At 69.9% G+C, this 14,990-nt stretch carries 15 protein-coding genes; 5 read left to right on the forward strand and 10 right to left on the reverse strand.

Features of this window, described 5'->3' with window-relative positions:
- Positions 1 to 33 precede the first annotated feature (33 nt).
- The gene (pgsA, locus tag W7S_RS17270; RefSeq protein WP_008258610.1) at positions 34 to 624 is read right to left on the reverse strand and encodes a CDP-diacylglycerol--glycerol-3-phosphate 3-phosphatidyltransferase; all 591 of its coding nucleotides are present in this window, start codon (positions 622 to 624) and stop codon (positions 34 to 36) included.
- A 38-nt stretch (positions 625 to 662) separates the two neighbouring features.
- Here pgsA and W7S_RS17275 point away from each other — a divergent pair, with 38 nt between their 5' ends.
- Positions 663 to 1,196: an amino-acid N-acetyltransferase gene (locus W7S_RS17275; protein WP_014385393.1), complete on the forward strand. Its 534-nt coding sequence runs from the start codon at positions 663 to 665 to the stop codon at positions 1,194 to 1,196.
- A 23-nt stretch (positions 1,197 to 1,219) separates the two neighbouring features.
- Here the strand turns inward: W7S_RS17275 and W7S_RS17280 are convergent, their stop codons facing one another.
- On the reverse strand, positions 1,220 to 3,733 hold the full coding sequence (locus W7S_RS17280) for a DNA translocase FtsK (RefSeq protein ID WP_193375007.1): 2,514 nt from the start codon (positions 3,731 to 3,733) through the stop codon (positions 1,220 to 1,222).
- Positions 3,734 to 3,901: 168 nt separating this feature from the next.
- Between W7S_RS17280 and W7S_RS17285 the strand changes: the two genes are divergently transcribed.
- Genes W7S_RS17285 through W7S_RS17295 form a run of 3 tightly spaced genes read left to right on the forward strand, consistent with a single transcriptional unit; the run spans position 3,902 to position 5,924 of the window.
- The gene (locus tag W7S_RS17285; RefSeq protein WP_008258613.1) at positions 3,902 to 4,216 is read left to right on the forward strand and encodes a putative quinol monooxygenase; all 315 of its coding nucleotides are present in this window, start codon (positions 3,902 to 3,904) and stop codon (positions 4,214 to 4,216) included.
- The gene (locus W7S_RS17290) at positions 4,216 to 5,046 is read left to right on the forward strand and encodes a mycofactocin-coupled SDR family oxidoreductase (RefSeq protein ID WP_008258614.1); all 831 of its coding nucleotides are present in this window, start codon (positions 4,216 to 4,218) and stop codon (positions 5,044 to 5,046) included. Before W7S_RS17285 ends, W7S_RS17290 begins: the two co-directional genes overlap by 1 nt.
- 5 nt (positions 5,047 to 5,051) lie before the next feature.
- On the forward strand, positions 5,052 to 5,924 hold the full coding sequence (locus W7S_RS17295) for an SAM-dependent methyltransferase (RefSeq protein WP_008258615.1): 873 nt from the start codon (positions 5,052 to 5,054) through the stop codon (positions 5,922 to 5,924).
- A gap of 103 nt (positions 5,925 to 6,027) precedes the next feature.
- Here W7S_RS17295 and W7S_RS17300 read toward each other — a convergent pair whose 3' ends face one another.
- The 7 genes from W7S_RS17300 to W7S_RS17330 all read right to left on the reverse strand — a co-directional run bounded on the left by W7S_RS17300 (position 6,028) and on the right by W7S_RS17330 (position 13,020).
- The gene (locus tag W7S_RS17300; protein ID WP_008258616.1) at positions 6,028 to 7,704 is read right to left on the reverse strand and encodes a ribonuclease J; all 1,677 of its coding nucleotides are present in this window, start codon (positions 7,702 to 7,704) and stop codon (positions 6,028 to 6,030) included.
- Positions 7,705 to 7,723: 19 nt separating this feature from the next.
- Positions 7,724 to 8,626 carry a 4-hydroxy-tetrahydrodipicolinate synthase gene (gene dapA, locus W7S_RS17305; protein WP_008258617.1) on the reverse strand — a complete coding sequence of 301 codons (903 nt, stop codon included), beginning with the start codon at positions 8,624 to 8,626 and terminating at the stop codon, positions 7,724 to 7,726.
- 136 nt (positions 8,627 to 8,762) lie between these two features.
- Positions 8,763 to 9,515: an FAD-dependent thymidylate synthase gene (gene thyX, locus W7S_RS17310; RefSeq protein WP_008258618.1), complete on the reverse strand. Its 753-nt coding sequence runs from the start codon at positions 9,513 to 9,515 to the stop codon at positions 8,763 to 8,765.
- A gap of 49 nt (positions 9,516 to 9,564) precedes the next feature.
- A complete protein-coding gene (locus W7S_RS17315; protein WP_036429071.1) occupies positions 9,565 to 10,776 on the reverse strand; it encodes a winged helix-turn-helix domain-containing protein in 1,212 nt (403 codons plus the stop codon).
- A gap of 52 nt (positions 10,777 to 10,828) precedes the next feature.
- A complete protein-coding gene (locus W7S_RS17320) occupies positions 10,829 to 11,563 on the reverse strand; it encodes a cell division protein DivIVA (RefSeq protein WP_008258620.1) in 735 nt (244 codons plus the stop codon).
- 99 nt (positions 11,564 to 11,662) lie between these two features.
- On the reverse strand, positions 11,663 to 12,148 hold the full coding sequence (locus W7S_RS17325; RefSeq protein ID WP_008258621.1) for a dihydrofolate reductase: 486 nt from the start codon (positions 12,146 to 12,148) through the stop codon (positions 11,663 to 11,665).
- A 71-nt stretch (positions 12,149 to 12,219) separates the two neighbouring features.
- Positions 12,220 to 13,020 (reverse strand): thymidylate synthase, encoded by an 801-nt coding sequence (locus W7S_RS17330; protein ID WP_008258622.1) that lies wholly within the window; start codon positions 13,018 to 13,020, stop codon positions 12,220 to 12,222.
- A gap of 98 nt (positions 13,021 to 13,118) precedes the next feature.
- Here W7S_RS17330 and W7S_RS17335 point away from each other — a divergent pair, with 98 nt between their 5' ends.
- Positions 13,119 to 13,868 (forward strand): dienelactone hydrolase family protein, encoded by a 750-nt coding sequence (locus W7S_RS17335; RefSeq protein WP_008258623.1) that lies wholly within the window; start codon positions 13,119 to 13,121, stop codon positions 13,866 to 13,868.
- A 16-nt stretch (positions 13,869 to 13,884) separates the two neighbouring features.
- On the opposite strand, the gene W7S_RS17340 is transcribed toward W7S_RS17335, so the two are convergent.
- Complete coding sequence (locus tag W7S_RS17340) at positions 13,885 to 14,982, reverse strand: acyl-CoA dehydrogenase family protein (protein ID WP_014712048.1); 1,098 nt, start codon at positions 14,980 to 14,982, stop codon at positions 13,885 to 13,887.
- Between the last annotated feature and the right edge of the window lie 8 nt (positions 14,983 to 14,990).

Raw genomic sequence — 14,990 nt, forward strand, 5'->3', positions numbered from 1 at the left:
CGGCGGTCTGGTTCCCGCTCGGCGGCGAAAGAATCAGCCGTTCGTGCGGCGCAGTTCCCGAACGGTCGAGACCACGTAGTCGATCCCGGTGATCACCGTCAGCACGATCGCCGCGCCCATCACCACCGCGGCGGCCACCCGGAACGGTCCCCCCAGCGGCAGGACGAACAATCCGATGGCCAACACCTGAACGACGGTCTTGAGCTTGCCGCCCCAGCTGGCCGGGATGACGCCGCGGCGGATCACGGCCAGCCGCAGCACGGTGACCCCGAATTCGCGAACCAGGATCACCACGGTGACCCACCACGGCAGCTCCCCGAGCATCGACAGGCCGATCAGCGCCGATCCCACCAGGGTCTTGTCCGCGATCGGGTCGACGAACGCGCCGAATTCGGTTGCCATGCCGTAGTTGCGGGCCAGCAGGCCGTCCAGGCGATCGGTGATGCACGCCACCGCGAAGATCAGGAACGCCACCACCCGGAAGCCGGGCTCCTGGCCGTCACCGGCGAACAGGGCGAGCAGAAAGACCGGGACCAGCACCAGCCGCAGCAGCGTCAGCGTGTTGGCGAGGTTGGCGATGTTCGCGCGGCCTACCACCGGACCGGTCTGCGGCTGCCCCGACACGGCAACAGAATAACCGTTGACCAGCGTCGCCGTTCCCGATGCCGATACTGTTAGCCGTGAGCACAAGTCCACAGGGCTACCGGCCGCTGGTGCGGCGAGCGCGAACATCCGACGTTCCCGCCATCAAGCAACTGGTCGACACCTACGCGGGCAAGATCCTGCTCGAAAAGAACCTCGTGACGCTCTACGAGGCCGTTCAGGAGTTCTGGGTGGCCGAGCACGAGGGCCGCGTCGTCGGTTGCGGCGCGCTGCACGTGCTGTGGGCCGACCTCGGCGAGGTGCGGACCGTCGCGGTGAACCCGGCGATGACCGGCCACGGCATCGGCCACGCGATCGTCGACCGGCTGCTCGAGGTCGCCCGCGAGTTGGCGCTCAAGCGGCTGTTCGTGCTGACGTTCGAGACGGAGTTCTTCGCGCGGCACGGGTTCACCGAGATCGAGGGCACGCCCGTCACCGCCGAGGTGTTCGAGGAGATGTGCCGCTCCTACGACATCGGTGTGGCCGAGTTCCTGGACCTGAGCTACGTCAAGCCGAACATCCTCGGCAACTCCCGGATGCTGTTGGTGCTCTAACCGGCCGGAATTCCACGCTCGCGCTAGTCGGGGTCGGGGTCGCCGCCGTCGGCGGCCTCTCCTCCAGAGCCGCCCCGGATCAACGCCAGCGTCCCGGCCAGCTCGTCGGGCTTGATCAGCACCTCGCGCGCCTTGGACCCCTCCGACGGCCCGACGATGCCGCGGGTCTCCATCAGGTCCATCAGCCGGCCGGCCTTGGCGAAGCCGACGCGCAGCTTGCGCTGCAGCATCGAGGTGGAGCCGAACTGGCTGGACACCACCAGCTCGACGGCCTGCAGGAACACGTCCATGTCGTCGCCGATGTCCGGGTCGACGTCGGTGCGTTCCCCGGTGGGCTTGGCGGCGGTGACGCCCTCGGTGTACTCGGGTTCGGCCTGGTCCTTGCAGGCGGTGACGACGGCCTGGATCTCCTCGTCGGTGATGAAGGCGCCCTGCAACCGGATCGGCTTGCCCGCGCCCATCGGCAGGAACAGGCCGTCGCCCATGCCGATCAGCTTCTCCGCTCCGGCCTGGTCCAGGATCACCCGGGAATCGGTGAGCGACGACGTGGCGAACGCCAGCCGTGACGGCACGTTGGTCTTGATCAGCCCGGTGACCACGTCCACCGACGGGCGCTGGGTGGCCAGCACCAGGTGAATGCCTGCGGCCCGGGCCTTTTGGGTGATCCGCACGATGGCGTCCTCGACGTCGCGGGGCGCGGTCATCATCAGGTCGGCCAGCTCGTCGACGATCGCGACCACGTACGGGTAGGGCCGGTATTCGCGCTGGCTGCCCAGCGGCGCGGTGATGGCGCCGGAGCGGACCTTCTCGTTGAAGTCGTCGATGTGGCGCACCCGCGACGCCTGCATGTCCTGGTAGCGCTGCTCCATCTCCTCGACCAGCCATGCCAGCGCCGCCGCCGCCTTCTTGGGCTGGGTGATGATCGGGGTGATCAGGTGCGGAATGCCCTCGTACGGCGTGAGTTCCACCATCTTCGGGTCGATCAGGATCATCCTGACCTCTTCCGGGGTGGCCCGGGCCAGCAGCGAGATCAGCATCGAGTTGACGAAGCTGGACTTACCGGATCCGGTGGAGCCGGCGACCAGCAGGTGCGGCATCTTGGCCAGGTTCGCCGAGATGAAGTCGCCCTCGATGTCCTTGCCCAGCCCGATCACCAGCGGGTGATGGTCGCGCCGCGTCGACGGCGCGGTGAGCACGTCGGCCAGCCGCACCATTTCGCGGTCGGTGTTGGGCACCTCGATACCGACGGCGGACTTGCCGGGGATGGGCGCCAGCATGCGCACGCTTTCGGTGGCCACCGCATACGCGATGTTCTTCTGCAGGGCGGTGATCTTCTCGACCTTCACGCCCGGGCCCAGCTCGACCTCGTAGCGGGTGACGGTCGGTCCGCGGGTGCAGCCGGTGACCGCCGCGTCGACCTTGAACTGGGTCAGCACCTCGGTGATGGCGTCGGCCATGACGGTGTTGGCGGCGCTGCGCTTCTTGGGCGGGTCCCCGGCCACCAGCAGGCTCAGCGACGGCAGCACGTAGGGGCCCTCGACGACCCGGTCCAGCTCAATGGTGTCCTGCTTGTCCGCCGACCGTCCGCGCTTGCGGCCCCGCGCCGCGCCGGGCTCTGAGCCGGGTTGCAACGCCGGTTCGGGAACCGTGGGGATGTCGTCCTGCAGCGCGGCCTGGGCGTCATCGTCCGGCGACCACGGCGCCGGCTCGCTCGAGGCGTCGTCGGGGTAATCGTCGGGTTCGGCGTCGTCGAACTCGTCGGCGTAGTCGTAGGGCTCGTCGTCGTAGTCCTCGTCGACGAACCGCGTGTGGAACAGGTTGCGCATCACCACGGGCACCTCGCGGATCGTGGTGCCCGTCAACAGCAACAGCCCGAACATGAAGCCGATGAACAGCAGCGGCGCCGCGATCCACGGGGTGAGCCCGTCCGCGAGCGGCCCGCCGATGGCGAAGCCGATGAATCCCGCCGCGCGCCGGCGCGCCTCCGGGTCGCCCGGCGAGCCCGACCACAGGTGACGCAGGCCGAGCACCGACAGGGTGATCAGGCTGGCGCCCAGGATCAGCCGGGGCCGCACCTCGGGGTCGGGCTCCGTCCGCATCAGGGTCACCCCCACCGCGGCGGTGACGACGGGCAGTGCCAGCACGCCGGCGCCGATGAAGGTCCGCACCAGGGTGTCGATCCACGCCCCGACCGGCCCGGCGGCGTGGAACCACGAGCTCGCGGCGACCACCACGGAAAAGCCCAGCAACAGCAGCGCGATGCCGTCGCGGCGGTGGCCGGGGTCGATGTCGCGGGCCCGCCCGATCGACCGGGCCGCGCCGCCGGTCCCCCGCGCGGCCATCAACCAGGTGGCGCGCAGGGCGCGACCACAGGTCAGCCCGATTCCGACCAGCGGTGAGCGATTCCGGCGGCGGGCGGGCTTGCTGGGCTTCCTGCGGGGCGCCGCTGGTCGCGCGCCGCGGGATCCGCCCGCGCGCGAAGGGGCCTTTGACCTGCTCGTTCGGCTTGCGGAGCGGGCGGCGGTCTTACTGGGCATGACGGCAAGGGTAGTCGCAACGGCATCATCTACACCACCCGCCACACTGGTAACCGCCCGGCTTGTGCGGCATGTGGCGGGTCGGCTCCCCGGCCGCGTGAGTAGGGTGACATTTCGGTGAGCGAAGTCGTGCTCGTCACCCGTCCCGGAGCGCCCAGGAGGCCATCAATGCCCGTTGTCGTCGTCGCCACCATGACCGTCAAACCGGAATCGGTCGACACCGTTCGCGACATCCTCACCCGCGCGGTCGAAGAGGTGCACGACGAGCCGGGCTGTCAGCTGTACTCGCTGCATCACTCGGGCGAGACCTTCGTCTTCATCGAGCAGTGGGCCGACGAGGAGGCGCTCAAGGCGCACAGCACCGCCCCGGCGATCGGCAAGATGTTCAGCGCGGCCGGCGAACACCTCGACGGCGCCCCCGACATCAAGATGTTGCAGACGATCTCGGCGGGCGACCCGGCCAAAGGACAGTTGCGCCCCTGATGGCCCCGTCGTCGGAAGGCCCGCTCAAAGGCAAGGTCGCGTTCATCACCGGCGCGGCGCGCGGCCAGGGGCGCGCACACGCCGTGCGACTGGCTGCCGACGGCGCCGACATCATCGCCGTCGATCTGTGCGACCAGATCGCCAGCGTCCCCTACTCGCTGGCCACGCCGGAGGACCTGGCGGCCACCGTGAAGCTCGTGGAGGACACCGGCGCGCGCATCGTGGCCTCCCGTGGCGACGTCCGCGACCGCGAATCCCTGTCGGCGGCACTGCAAGCGGGGCTCGACGTGTTCGGCCGCCTCGACATCGTGGTGGCCAACGCGGGGATCGCCCCCATGCAGTCCGGTGACGACGGCTGGCACGACGTCATCGACGTCAACCTCACCGGCGTGTACCACACGATCAAGGCCGCGATACCCACGATGGTCAAGCAGGGCACCGGCGGATCGATCGTGCTGATCAGCTCGAGCGCCGGGCTGGCCGGCGTCGGCAGCCCGGACGCCGGTTCGGTGGGCTACGCCGCCGCCAAGCACGGGGTCGTCGGGTTGATGCGGGTTTACGCGAATCTGCTTGCCGGGCAGATGATCCGGGTCAACTCCATTCATCCGTCCGGTGTCGAGACACCGATGATCAACAACGAGTTCACCCGCGAGTGGCTGGCCAAGATGGCCGCCGCGACCGACACACCCGGCGCCATGGGCAACGCCATGCCGGTGGAGGTGCTGGACGTCGAGGACGTCGCCAACGCGGTGGCCTGGCTGGTGTCGGATCAGGCCCGCTACATCACGGGGGTCACGTTGCCGGTCGACGCGGGCTTCCTGAACAAGTAGCGGCCATGGCTCGAAATCCGGTAGCGCAGACGGCGTTCGGCCCCATGGTGTTGGCCGCCGTCGAGCAGAACGAGCCGCCCGGGCGCCGCCTGGTGGACGACGATTTCGCCGAGCTGTTCTTGCCCACCCCGCTGCGGTGGCTGGTCGGCGCGACGCGGTTCGCGCCGGTTCGTCGCCTGATGATCCGCGGCTCGGAGTTCACCGGCCCCGGATTGTGGGCGAATCTGGCCTGCCGCAAGCGTTTTATCGCCGACAAGCTCACCGAGTCGCTCGACGACATCGACGCCGTCGTCATTCTGGGGGCGGGGCTGGACACCCGCGCCTATCTGCTGACGCGTCGGGTTCGCATCCCGGTGTTCGAGGTCGACCTGCCGGTCAACATCGCCCGCAAATTCAAGACGGTCCGCCGGGTGCTGGGTGAGCCGCCGCTGTCGGTTCGGCTGGTGGCGCTGAACCTCGAGCACGACGACCTGCTCACCGCGCTGGCCGAGCACGGTTATCGCACCGATTACCGGGTCTTCTTCATCTGCGAGGGCGTCACCCAATACCTGACCGAGGCCACCGTTCGCCGCACGCTGGAGGGGCTGCGCGCGGCCGCACCCGGCAGCCGTTTGGTGTTCACCTACGTCCGTAGGGATTTCATCGACGGCACGAATCGGTATGGCACCCGCACGCTGTACCGCAACGTGCGCCAGCGCCGGCAGCTGTGGCATTTCGGCCTGCAACCCCACGACGCCGCCGCGTTCGTCGGCGAGTACGGGTGGCGGCTGGTGGAGCAGGCCGGGCCCGACGAGCTCGCCGAGCGCTACGTCGCACCGACGGGTCGCAAACTCAAGGCGTCGCAACTGGAGTGGTCGGCCTACGCGGAGAAGACCTAGATCTGGGTGGGCGTCGCTCGCGACACTTAAACCATTACGACGACACGCCGGTCAGCACCGCACTGGTTTATGTTTCGCGGATCAGGGGTCGAGACGATCGCCGCTAGACCTCGATGACGGTCGGCACGATCATCGGCTGGCGACGGTAGGTTTCGCCGACCCACTTGCCGACGGTGCGCCGCACACCCTGGGCGATGCGGCTCGGGTCGGTGATGTTCTCGGCCGCCAGCGCTTCCAGCTCCGCCTCGACCCTGCGCACGGCGGGCTCGAGCGCCTTGGGGTCCTCGGAGAAGCCGCGCGAATGCAGGTGCGGTGGGACCACGGGGCGTCCGGTGCCGCGGGCGACCACGACGGTCACCGCCACGAAACCCGATGAGAGGATGAGCCTTTCGCCCAGCGTGATGTCGCCGACGTCGCCGTTGATCAGGCCGTCGACGAACATCTTGCCGACGGGCACCGCCCCGGCGATCGCGGCCTTGCCCGCGACCAGGTCGACGCTGACCCCGTTCTCGGCGAGCAGGATCGACTCCTCCGGCACGCCGGTGCGGGCCGCCAGCTTGGAGTTGGCGCGCAGCATCCGCCACGTCCCGTGCACGGGCATGACGTGGCGCGGCCGGATCCCGTTGTACAGGAACAACAGTTCGCCGGCGTAGGCGTGGCCCGAAACGTGGACGCGCGCTTGGGCGTTGGTGACGACGCGGGCCCCGATCTTGGCGAGCTCGTCGATGACGCCGTAGACGGCCTCCTCGTTGCCGGGGATCAGCGACGACGCCAGCACCACGAGGTCACCCGCGGTCAGCGTGATGCTGCGGTGCTCGCCGCGCGACATCCGCGACAACGCCGACATCGGTTCGCCCTGGGTGCCGGTGGTGATCAGCACGACCCGCTCGGGCGGCATCATCTCGGCGGCGCCGATGTCGATCACGTCGGAATCCGCCACCCGCAGGAAGCCGAGCTCCCGGGCGATGCCCATGTTGCGCACCATGGAGCGGCCGACGAATGACACCCGTCGGCCCAATGCCACTGCGGCGTCGATGATTTGCTGGACCCGGTCCACGTTGGAGGCGAAGCACGCCACGATGACGCGGCCCTCGGCGCCGCGGATAAGGCGGTGCAGCGTCGGACCGACCTCACTTTCCGACGGCCCGACGCCGGGGTGCTCGGCGTTGGTCGAATCGCACAGGAAAAGGTCCACCCCGGCGTCACCGAGGCGGGACATGCCGGGCAGGTCGGTCGGCCGGCCGTCCAGCGGAAGCTGGTCGAGTTTGATGTCGCCGGTGTGCAGAACCGTTCCCGCGCCGGTGTGCACGGCGATCGCCAGCGCGTCGGGGATGGAGTGGTTGACGGCGAAGTATTGGCATTCGAACACGCCGTGGGTGCTCTTCTGGCCCTCGGCCACCTCGACGAACACCGGCTTGAGGCGGTGCTCGCGGCACTTCGCGGCGACCAGCGCGAGCGTGAATCTCGAACCGACGACCGGGATGTCGGGTCGCAGCTTGAGCAAAAACGGAATGCCGCCGATGTGGTCCTCGTGGGCGTGGGTGAGCACCAGCGCCTCGATGTCGTCGAGCCGGTCTTCGATGTGGCGCAGGTCCGGGAGGATCAGGTCGACCCCGGGCTCGTCGTGGGTGGGGAACATCACCCCGCAGTCGATGATCAACAGCCGGCCCAGGTGTTCGAAAACCGTCATGTTGCGGCCGATTTCGCTGATGCCGCCCAGCGCGGTGACCCGCAACCCTCCAGTGGCCAATGGGCCTGGCGGGGCGAGGTCTACATCCACTTCTCGGACGCTCCTTGGGTCACCTGAGCACCGACGCCGCGCGCATATCGGCGGCCAAGGCGTCGATTTGCTCTGGCGTAGCGGGCATTTGGGGCAGCCGGGGATCGCCGACATCGATGCCCTGCAGGCGCAGGCCGGCCTTGGACAACGTCACCCCGCCCAGGCGGGCCATCGCGTCGCACAGCGGGGCGACGGTGGAGTTGATCTTGCGGGCGGTGGCGATATCCCCGGAGTTGAAGGCGGACAACATTTCCCGAAGTTGATTGGCCGCCACGTGGGAGATCACGCTGATGAAGCCGGTGGCGCCCATGGCCAGCCACGGCAGGTTCAGCGCGTCGTCGCCGGAGTAGTAGGCCAGCCCGGTCTCGGCGATGATCTGGCCGCCGCTGTGCAGGTCGGCCTTGGCGTCCTTGATCCCGACGATGTTCGGGTGCGCCGCGAGCGCGCGGATGGTCTCGGGCTGGATCGGGATCACCGAGCGGGGCGGGATGTCGTAGAGCACCACCGGCAATGCGGTCGCGTCGGCGACGGTGGTGAAATGCGCGATCAGCCCGCTCTGGGGCGGCTTCGAGTAGTACGGCGTGACCACCAGCAGCCCGTGCGCGCCTTCGGCCGCGCAGGCCTTGGCCAGCCGGACGCTGTGCGCGGTGTCGTAGGTGCCCGCGCCGGCGATGACGCGGGCCCGGTCGCCCACCGCCTCCAGCACGACGCGCAGCAGCTCCCGCTTCTCGTCGTCGGTGGTGGTCGGCGACTCGCCCGTGGTGCCGGAGACCACCAGCCCGTCACAACCCGCGTCGATCAGGTGGTTGGCCAGGTGGGCGGCGGTGGCGGTGTCGAGGGAGCCGTCCGGGCGAAACGGTGTGACCATCGCGGTCAGCACGGTTCCCAACCGCGCTGGGGCGTCGAATCCGGCCGTGCTCACGGTGTTCAGGTTACCTGGCGCCGGCAAGGGGTTTGCACCCGCGAGCGTGCGTGTTGGTACGCCGACACGCCGATACGGCCGGGCATCTGCGCACGCGCGCGGAAAAGGCCGCGGGCTCGGGCAAACGGGCGCCGGGTCAGGCTTCGGTCGCCAACGGGCTGGTCGCGACCTCGGTCCCGTCGGCCAGGGCGGAGATCTCGAAGTCGGCGAACACCGCCGGCGCCGCGCCCGCCAGTTGACGCAGGCATTCGATGGCCAGCCGCCGGATCTCTACGTCGGCGTGCTCGCTGGCGCGCATGGCGATGAAGTGGCGCCACGCCCGGTAGTTGCCGGTGACGACGATGCGGGTTTCGGTGGCGTTGGGCAGCACCGCGCGGGCGGCCTGGCGCGCCTGCTTGCGCCGCAGGACGGCGTTGGGCTGGTCGGCGAACTTCGCCTCCAGCTTGGCCAGCAGCTCGGTGTAGGTGGCGCGGCTGGCGTCGGCGGCCGCGGCCAGGATCTGCCGCAGTTCGGGGTCGTCTTCCATGCCGGGCGGCACGACGACGTGCGAGTCCGTCTCGGGGACGTAGCGCTGCGACAGCTGCGAGTAGGAGAAGTGCCGGTGCCGGATCAGCTCGTGGGTGCACGAGCGCGACAGGCCGGTGATGTAGAACGACACGCTCGCGTGCTCGAGCACCGAAAGGTGTCCGACGTCGATGATGTGCTTGATGTAGCCCGCGTTGGTCGCGGTCTTGGGGTTGGGTTTCGACCAGCTCTGGTAGCAGGCCCGGCCGGCGAACTCGACCAGCGCGGGGCCGCCGTCGGCGTCGGTGCTCCACGGCACGTCCGGGGGCGCCAAGAACTCGGTCTTGGCGATCAGTTGCACGCGCAGCGGCGCGATCTCGGCCACGGCGCTCACCTTAAGGCGTGCCGGGCGGATCGGTGTCGCAGGCCGCACATCAGCTGATCGCCCGCAGGTCGGCGGCCAGGTCTCCCCGCCCGGAGACGCTGAACCCGCCCAGGCCCAGCCAGGACGCCATGGACCGAAGCTCGCCGGCCAGCGCGGCGGCCACGCGGGCTTTGGGGGCGTCGGGCTCGGCGAATGTGCCGACGACACGCAGCGTGTCGGCGGGCCGGTCGGCCTTGAGGTCGACCCGCGCCACCAACCGCCCGTCCATCAGCAGCGGCCACACGTAATAGCCGTACTGCCGTTTGGCGGCCGGCGTGTAAATCTCTATGCGGTAATGGAATTCGAAGAGCCGCTCGACCCGGGGCCGGAAGAAGATCAGCGGGTCGAACGGGCACAGCAGCGCGGTGCCGCGGTCGGCGCGCGGCACCGTCCGGCCCGCACGCAGGTAGGCGGGGGCGGACCAGCCGTCGACGTCGACCCGCTCGATGTCACCGGCGGCCAGCAACTGGGCGATCGCGGGCTTGACCTGCGCGGCGGACAGCCGGAAATAGTCGCGGATGTCGGCCTCGGTGCCCACGCCCAGCGCGGTGGCCGCCCGCAGGGTCAGTTCGCGGAGCGCCTCGTCGTCGTCGACCTCGCGGGCCAGCACCGCGACCGGCAGCACCCGTTCCACCAGGTCGTAATGGCGGGCGAAGCCCACCCGGGTGGCCGTGGTGAGCACCCCGGCCGAAAACAGCGCCTCGGCCACCCATTTGGTGTCGCTGCGGCTGCCCCACCAGCTCCCGCGTGGCCCGCGCGGCCCGGCGGCCAGATGCTCCTCGATCTGGCCGGCCGTGCTGGGCCCGAGCTCGGCGACGGCGGCGACCACCTTCTCAGCCAGCCGCGGATTGGCCTTGACGATGTGGGTCCCCCACCGGCCGTGGCGGTACTGGCGCATCCGCCAGCGCAGCAGCGGCCAGTCCTCGACGGCCATCAGCGCGGCCTCGTGCGCCCAGTACTCGGCCAGCAGCCGCGACGAACGCGGGCCCCAGGCCGCGCGGTCGAGCACGTCACGGTCGTAGGGGCCGAGCCGGCTGAACACCGGGGCGTAATGGGCGCGCACCGCCACCGAGACCGAATCCAGTTGCAGCACTTGGATTCTGGACATCAGCCGTTTCAGGTGCGCCCGGGTGATCTGCCCGCCGGGCCGAGGCTCGGTAAATCCTTGGGCCGCAACGGCTATCCGCCGGGCTTGAGCGGCGGATAGCCTGCGGGTCGACACGGCGCCGAGAATACCCCGCCGTCGGGGCCCGTCGGCGCGGGCTGGCGGGAGCTCAGCTCGCGCGGACCTTGCCGTCCACCGGAGCCAGGGCGCCGTCCTCGGACGGGTTCTTCTGTTCTTGGTAGGCCGCCTCGAGTGCGGCCGGAACGCCGTCGAGGTCGCGGTAGACGCCCATCAGCTGCTCGAGGATCTCGATCCGCTGCGCGGTCGCCTCATCGACCGCGCGCCGTGCCTTGTCACGGTAGTGATCGGCCCCCTGCTTGGCGTCACCGAGGAGCCGCTCGCACTCCCGCTCGGCGTTTCGCCGCGCCTCGTCGATCGCCGCCTGGGTTTCGGCGCGCATCTCGGCCAGTTCGGCGTCGAGCTTTTCCTTGGTCTGTTCGTACTCGGCTTCCAGCGCCTTTTGCTGGGCGGCCATGTCGGCGAGCACTTCGTCGCGCTTGCGTTCGGCGGCTTCGGCCTCGGCCTCGGCCGCCGCGATCAGCGCGTCCGCCTCGGCGCGCGCCTCGGCCTGCATCTCGGCGACCTCGTCGACCGCGCGCTGCAGCATTTTCGCCATCCGCTTCTGCATCGCGTGCGGAGAGGGTGACGTGTCGGTGAGGGCGGCGACCTCCTTGCGCAGCGCGGCGGTTTGCTCGCCGGATTCCTGCAGCCGGGCCCGCAGGCTTTCGACATCGTCAAGCAGCAGCTGCTGCTTGGTGGTCAACATTTCGATGTGGGCATCGACGGCGGACGCGTCGTAGCCCATGAACTTTCGCGAGAACGTCTTCACGGGTTCGGTTATCACTGCCAATTCCCCCTTCTCACCAAACTCCTGGTAGACCCTGCGACCGACCCCGAGTCCGAGTATGTCAGGTCGGGGCCGGGCGCGAGCGGCTGCGCAGGCTCAGCGACGGTAGCTGTGGAAGCGGTACCGCAGCCCGGAGCGGCTGGCCTGCCACTCCCCCGTCTCGCCCACCCAGGTGTCGTCCAGGGCGGGCGCCAGCGCGTCGTCGTCGTCGCGGCGCAAGTCGAGCTCGATCTCGGTGACCTCGCACCGGGTGGCGTACGGCAACGCGGCCAGATACACCTGCCCGCCGCCGATCACCCAGACCGCGGGCTCCCCCTCGGCCCGGGCGAAGGCCGCGTCCAGTGAGCCGACCACCTGCGCCCCGTCGGCGGCGAAGCCGTCCTCGCGGGACAGCACGACGTTGCGCCGGCCGGGTAGCGGCCGCACCTTGGCCGGCAACGAGTCCCAGGTCCGCCGGCCCATCACCACGGTGTGCCCGATCGTCACCTCTTTGAACCGGGCGAGGTCTTCCGGCACGTTCCAGGGGATGCCGCCACCGCGCCCGATGACGCCGGAGGTCGACTGGGCCCACACCAGGCCCACAGCCGTGGTTGAGCGCCGCTCCTCCTCATCGCTTCGCTCTGCATCGTCGCCGGCGCGGGCGGTAGAGCGCGTCATACCGCGACGGGGGCTTTGATGGCCGGGTGCGGATCGTAGTTGCGCACGACGACGTCGTCGTAGGTGTAGTCGAAGATCGAATCACGTTTGCCCAGAACGAGTTCCGGGTAGGGCCGCGGCTCGCGGCTCAGTTGCAGCCGCACCTGCTCGACGTGGTTGTCGTAGATGTGGCAGTCCCCGCCCGTCCACACGAACTCGCCGACCGACAGGCCGGACTGGGCGGCCATCATGTGCGTCAGTAGCGCGTAGCTGGCGATGTTGAATGGCACGCCGAGGAACAGGTCGGCGCTGCGCTGGTAGAGCTGGCAGCTCAGCCGGCCGTCGGCCACGTAGAACTGGAAGAAGGCGTGACACGGCGGCAGCGCCATCTGGGGGATCTCGCCGACGTTCCAGGCGGACACGATGATGCGCCGCGAGTTGGGGTCGGTGCGCAGCAAATCCAGGGCGGCGCTGATCTGGTCGATGTGCTCGCCCGACGGCGTCGGCCAGGACCGCCACTGTACGCCGTAGATCGGCCCGAGATCGCCTGTGTCACTTGCCCATTCGTCCCAGATGGTCACCCCGTGCTCGCGCAGCCAGCCGACGTTGGAATCGCCGCGCAGGAACCACAGCAACTCATACACCACCGACTTGAGGTGCACCTTTTTGGTGGTGAGCAGCGGAAAGCCGGCCGACAGGTCGTAGCGCAGCTGCCGGCCGAACAGGCTTCGGGTCCCGGTGCCGGTGCGATCGGATTTGGCCGTTCCCTCGTCGAGCACCAGTCGAAGCAGGTCCTCGTAGGGCGTCGGGATTGGCACGCGGTCAGCTTAGCGGCGATCGCAAGCGCGGCGAAGCCGGGCGCGGCGGGTCGACGCCGATGTTTGGGCGTCTAGGCAACCGGAGTAGAACGGGTGCCATGCCGAATATCACCGACGTCGTCACCACCCCCGATGGCACCTGCCCGGTGCACCTGTTCACGCCCGACGGTCCGGAATCCCAAGTCCCGTGGCCCGGCGTGGTCATGTATCCCGACGCCGGCGGCGTGCGGGGCACGTTCGAGGAGATGGCCGCCAGGCTGGCCGGATTCGGCTATGCCGTGCTGCTCCCGGACGTCTACTACCGCACCGCCGACTGGGCGCCCTTCGACATGGCGACCGTCTTCAACGACCAGTCAGAACGGGGCCGCCTGTTTTCGATGATCGGCAGCGTCACCCCGGACCGGATGGCCGCCGACGCCACCGCGTTCTTCGACTACCTGGCCGCGCGCCCCGAGGTGTCCGGCGAGCGCTTCGGCGTGTGCGGCTATTGCATGGGCGGGCGGACGTCGCTGATCGTCGCCGGCCGGGTGCCCGACCGGGTGGCCGCGGCGGCGTCGTTCCACGGGGGCGGCCTGGTGACCGACACCGACGACAGCCCGCACCTGCTGGCCGACCGGATGAGCGCGACGGTGTACGTGGGCGGCGCCCAGAACGACGCGTCGTTCACCGCCGATCACGCCGAACAGCTCGACAAGGCGCTGACGGCGGCCGGCGTCGAGCACACCATCGAGTGGTATTCGGCGGGCCACGGGTTCGCCGTCCCGGACAACGCGCCGTATGACCCCGCGGCCGCCGAGCGGCACTGGGACGCGATGACGGAGGTGTTCGCCGCGGCGTTCCCGCGCTGACGGTTGCGCGGGGCCGTCAGGTCGGCGGCAGGTTCACCAACTCGGCCAGCCGGGCGCGGTGCCGGTAGCCGGTGCCGAACGCCAGCTGGTCGCTCTTGGCCCGCTTGAGGTAGAGGTGCGCGGGATACTCCCAGGTCATCCCGATGCCGCCGTGCAGTTGGATGCATTCCTCGGCGGCGTGCACGGCGATATCGCTGCAGTAGGCCTGGGCGATGGCGGCCGCCGCGGCCGCGTCGTCGTCGGCCCGGGCGCAGGTGTCGGCCGCGTAGCGGGCCGCGGCCGCGGCGGCGCCGACGTCGAACCACAGGTCGGCCAGCCGGTGCTTGATCGCCTGGTAGGAGCCGATCGTGCGGCCGAACTGCCGGCGCTGCCGGGCGTAGTCCAGCGTGGTGTCGAAACACCATTGGGCGACTCCGAGTTGCTCGGACGCGAGCAGGGCCGCCCCGGTGCGGACGGCATCGGCCACCGGCCCGTCGCCCGCGCCGACCTTCGAGGAGGGCGCGCCCGAAAACGTCACGGCGGCAAGGGGTCTGGTCATGTCCAGCGCGAGCAGCGGCGACACCTGCACGCCCGCCGCGGCGCGGTCGACGGTGTGCAGCTCGAGCCCGTCCGGACCGGTGACGGGCACCACCAGCACGTCGGCCTCGCCGGCGCCGGCCACGGCGGTGACCGATCCGCTGAGTCCGCCGGGTCCGCCGCTGACCCCGGTGACCGGGTCGCCCGGCGCGGTGGTCAGCGGCACCACCAACGCCGCCGTCAGCTCGCCCTGGGCCAGCGCCGAGACGGTCCGGGTGTCCCCGGCGCGCAGCAGTGCCACCGTGGCGAGGACCGCGCTGGACAAGAACGGCACCGGCGCAACGGCCCGGCCGATCTCCTCCATGACCACCGCAGCCTCGCGGGCGCTTGCGCCGGCCCCGCCGAGCGACTCGGGAACGAGCAGGCCGGCCACGCCCAATTCGGTGGCCAGCGTCCGCCACACGCCCGAGAAGTCTTGGGGTTGGGCGTCATACACGCCGGCCACCGATTCGGGCGGGCAACGCTCGGCGAAGAGCTGACGGACGCCGGCCCGCAGCGCCTCTTCGGTGTCCGAATAGAGCAGGTCCCCGGTCAGCACGGCAAGGG

Origin of the sequence: Mycobacterium sp. MOTT36Y (assembly GCF_000262165.1) — a bacterium.
GTDB lineage: Bacteria > Actinomycetota > Actinomycetes > Mycobacteriales > Mycobacteriaceae > Mycobacterium > Mycobacterium intracellulare.

Bases quoted from the DNA above. Each gene is read 5' to 3' on its own strand.
- W7S_RS17275 (WP_014385393.1), top strand. From the start codon at position 663: ATGCCGATACTGTTAGCCGTGAGCACAAGTCCACAGGGCTACCGGCCG.
- W7S_RS17280 (WP_193375007.1), bottom strand. From the start codon at position 3,733: ATGCCCAGTAAGACCGCCGCCCGCTCCGCAAGCCGAACGAGCAGGTCA.
- W7S_RS17285 (WP_008258613.1), top strand. From the start codon at position 3,902: ATGCCCGTTGTCGTCGTCGCCACCATGACCGTCAAACCGGAATCGGTC.
- W7S_RS17290 (WP_008258614.1), top strand. From the start codon at position 4,216: ATGGCCCCGTCGTCGGAAGGCCCGCTCAAAGGCAAGGTCGCGTTCATC.
- W7S_RS17295 (WP_008258615.1), top strand. From the start codon at position 5,052: ATGGCTCGAAATCCGGTAGCGCAGACGGCGTTCGGCCCCATGGTGTTG.
- W7S_RS17335 (WP_008258623.1), top strand. From the start codon at position 13,119: ATGCCGAATATCACCGACGTCGTCACCACCCCCGATGGCACCTGCCCG.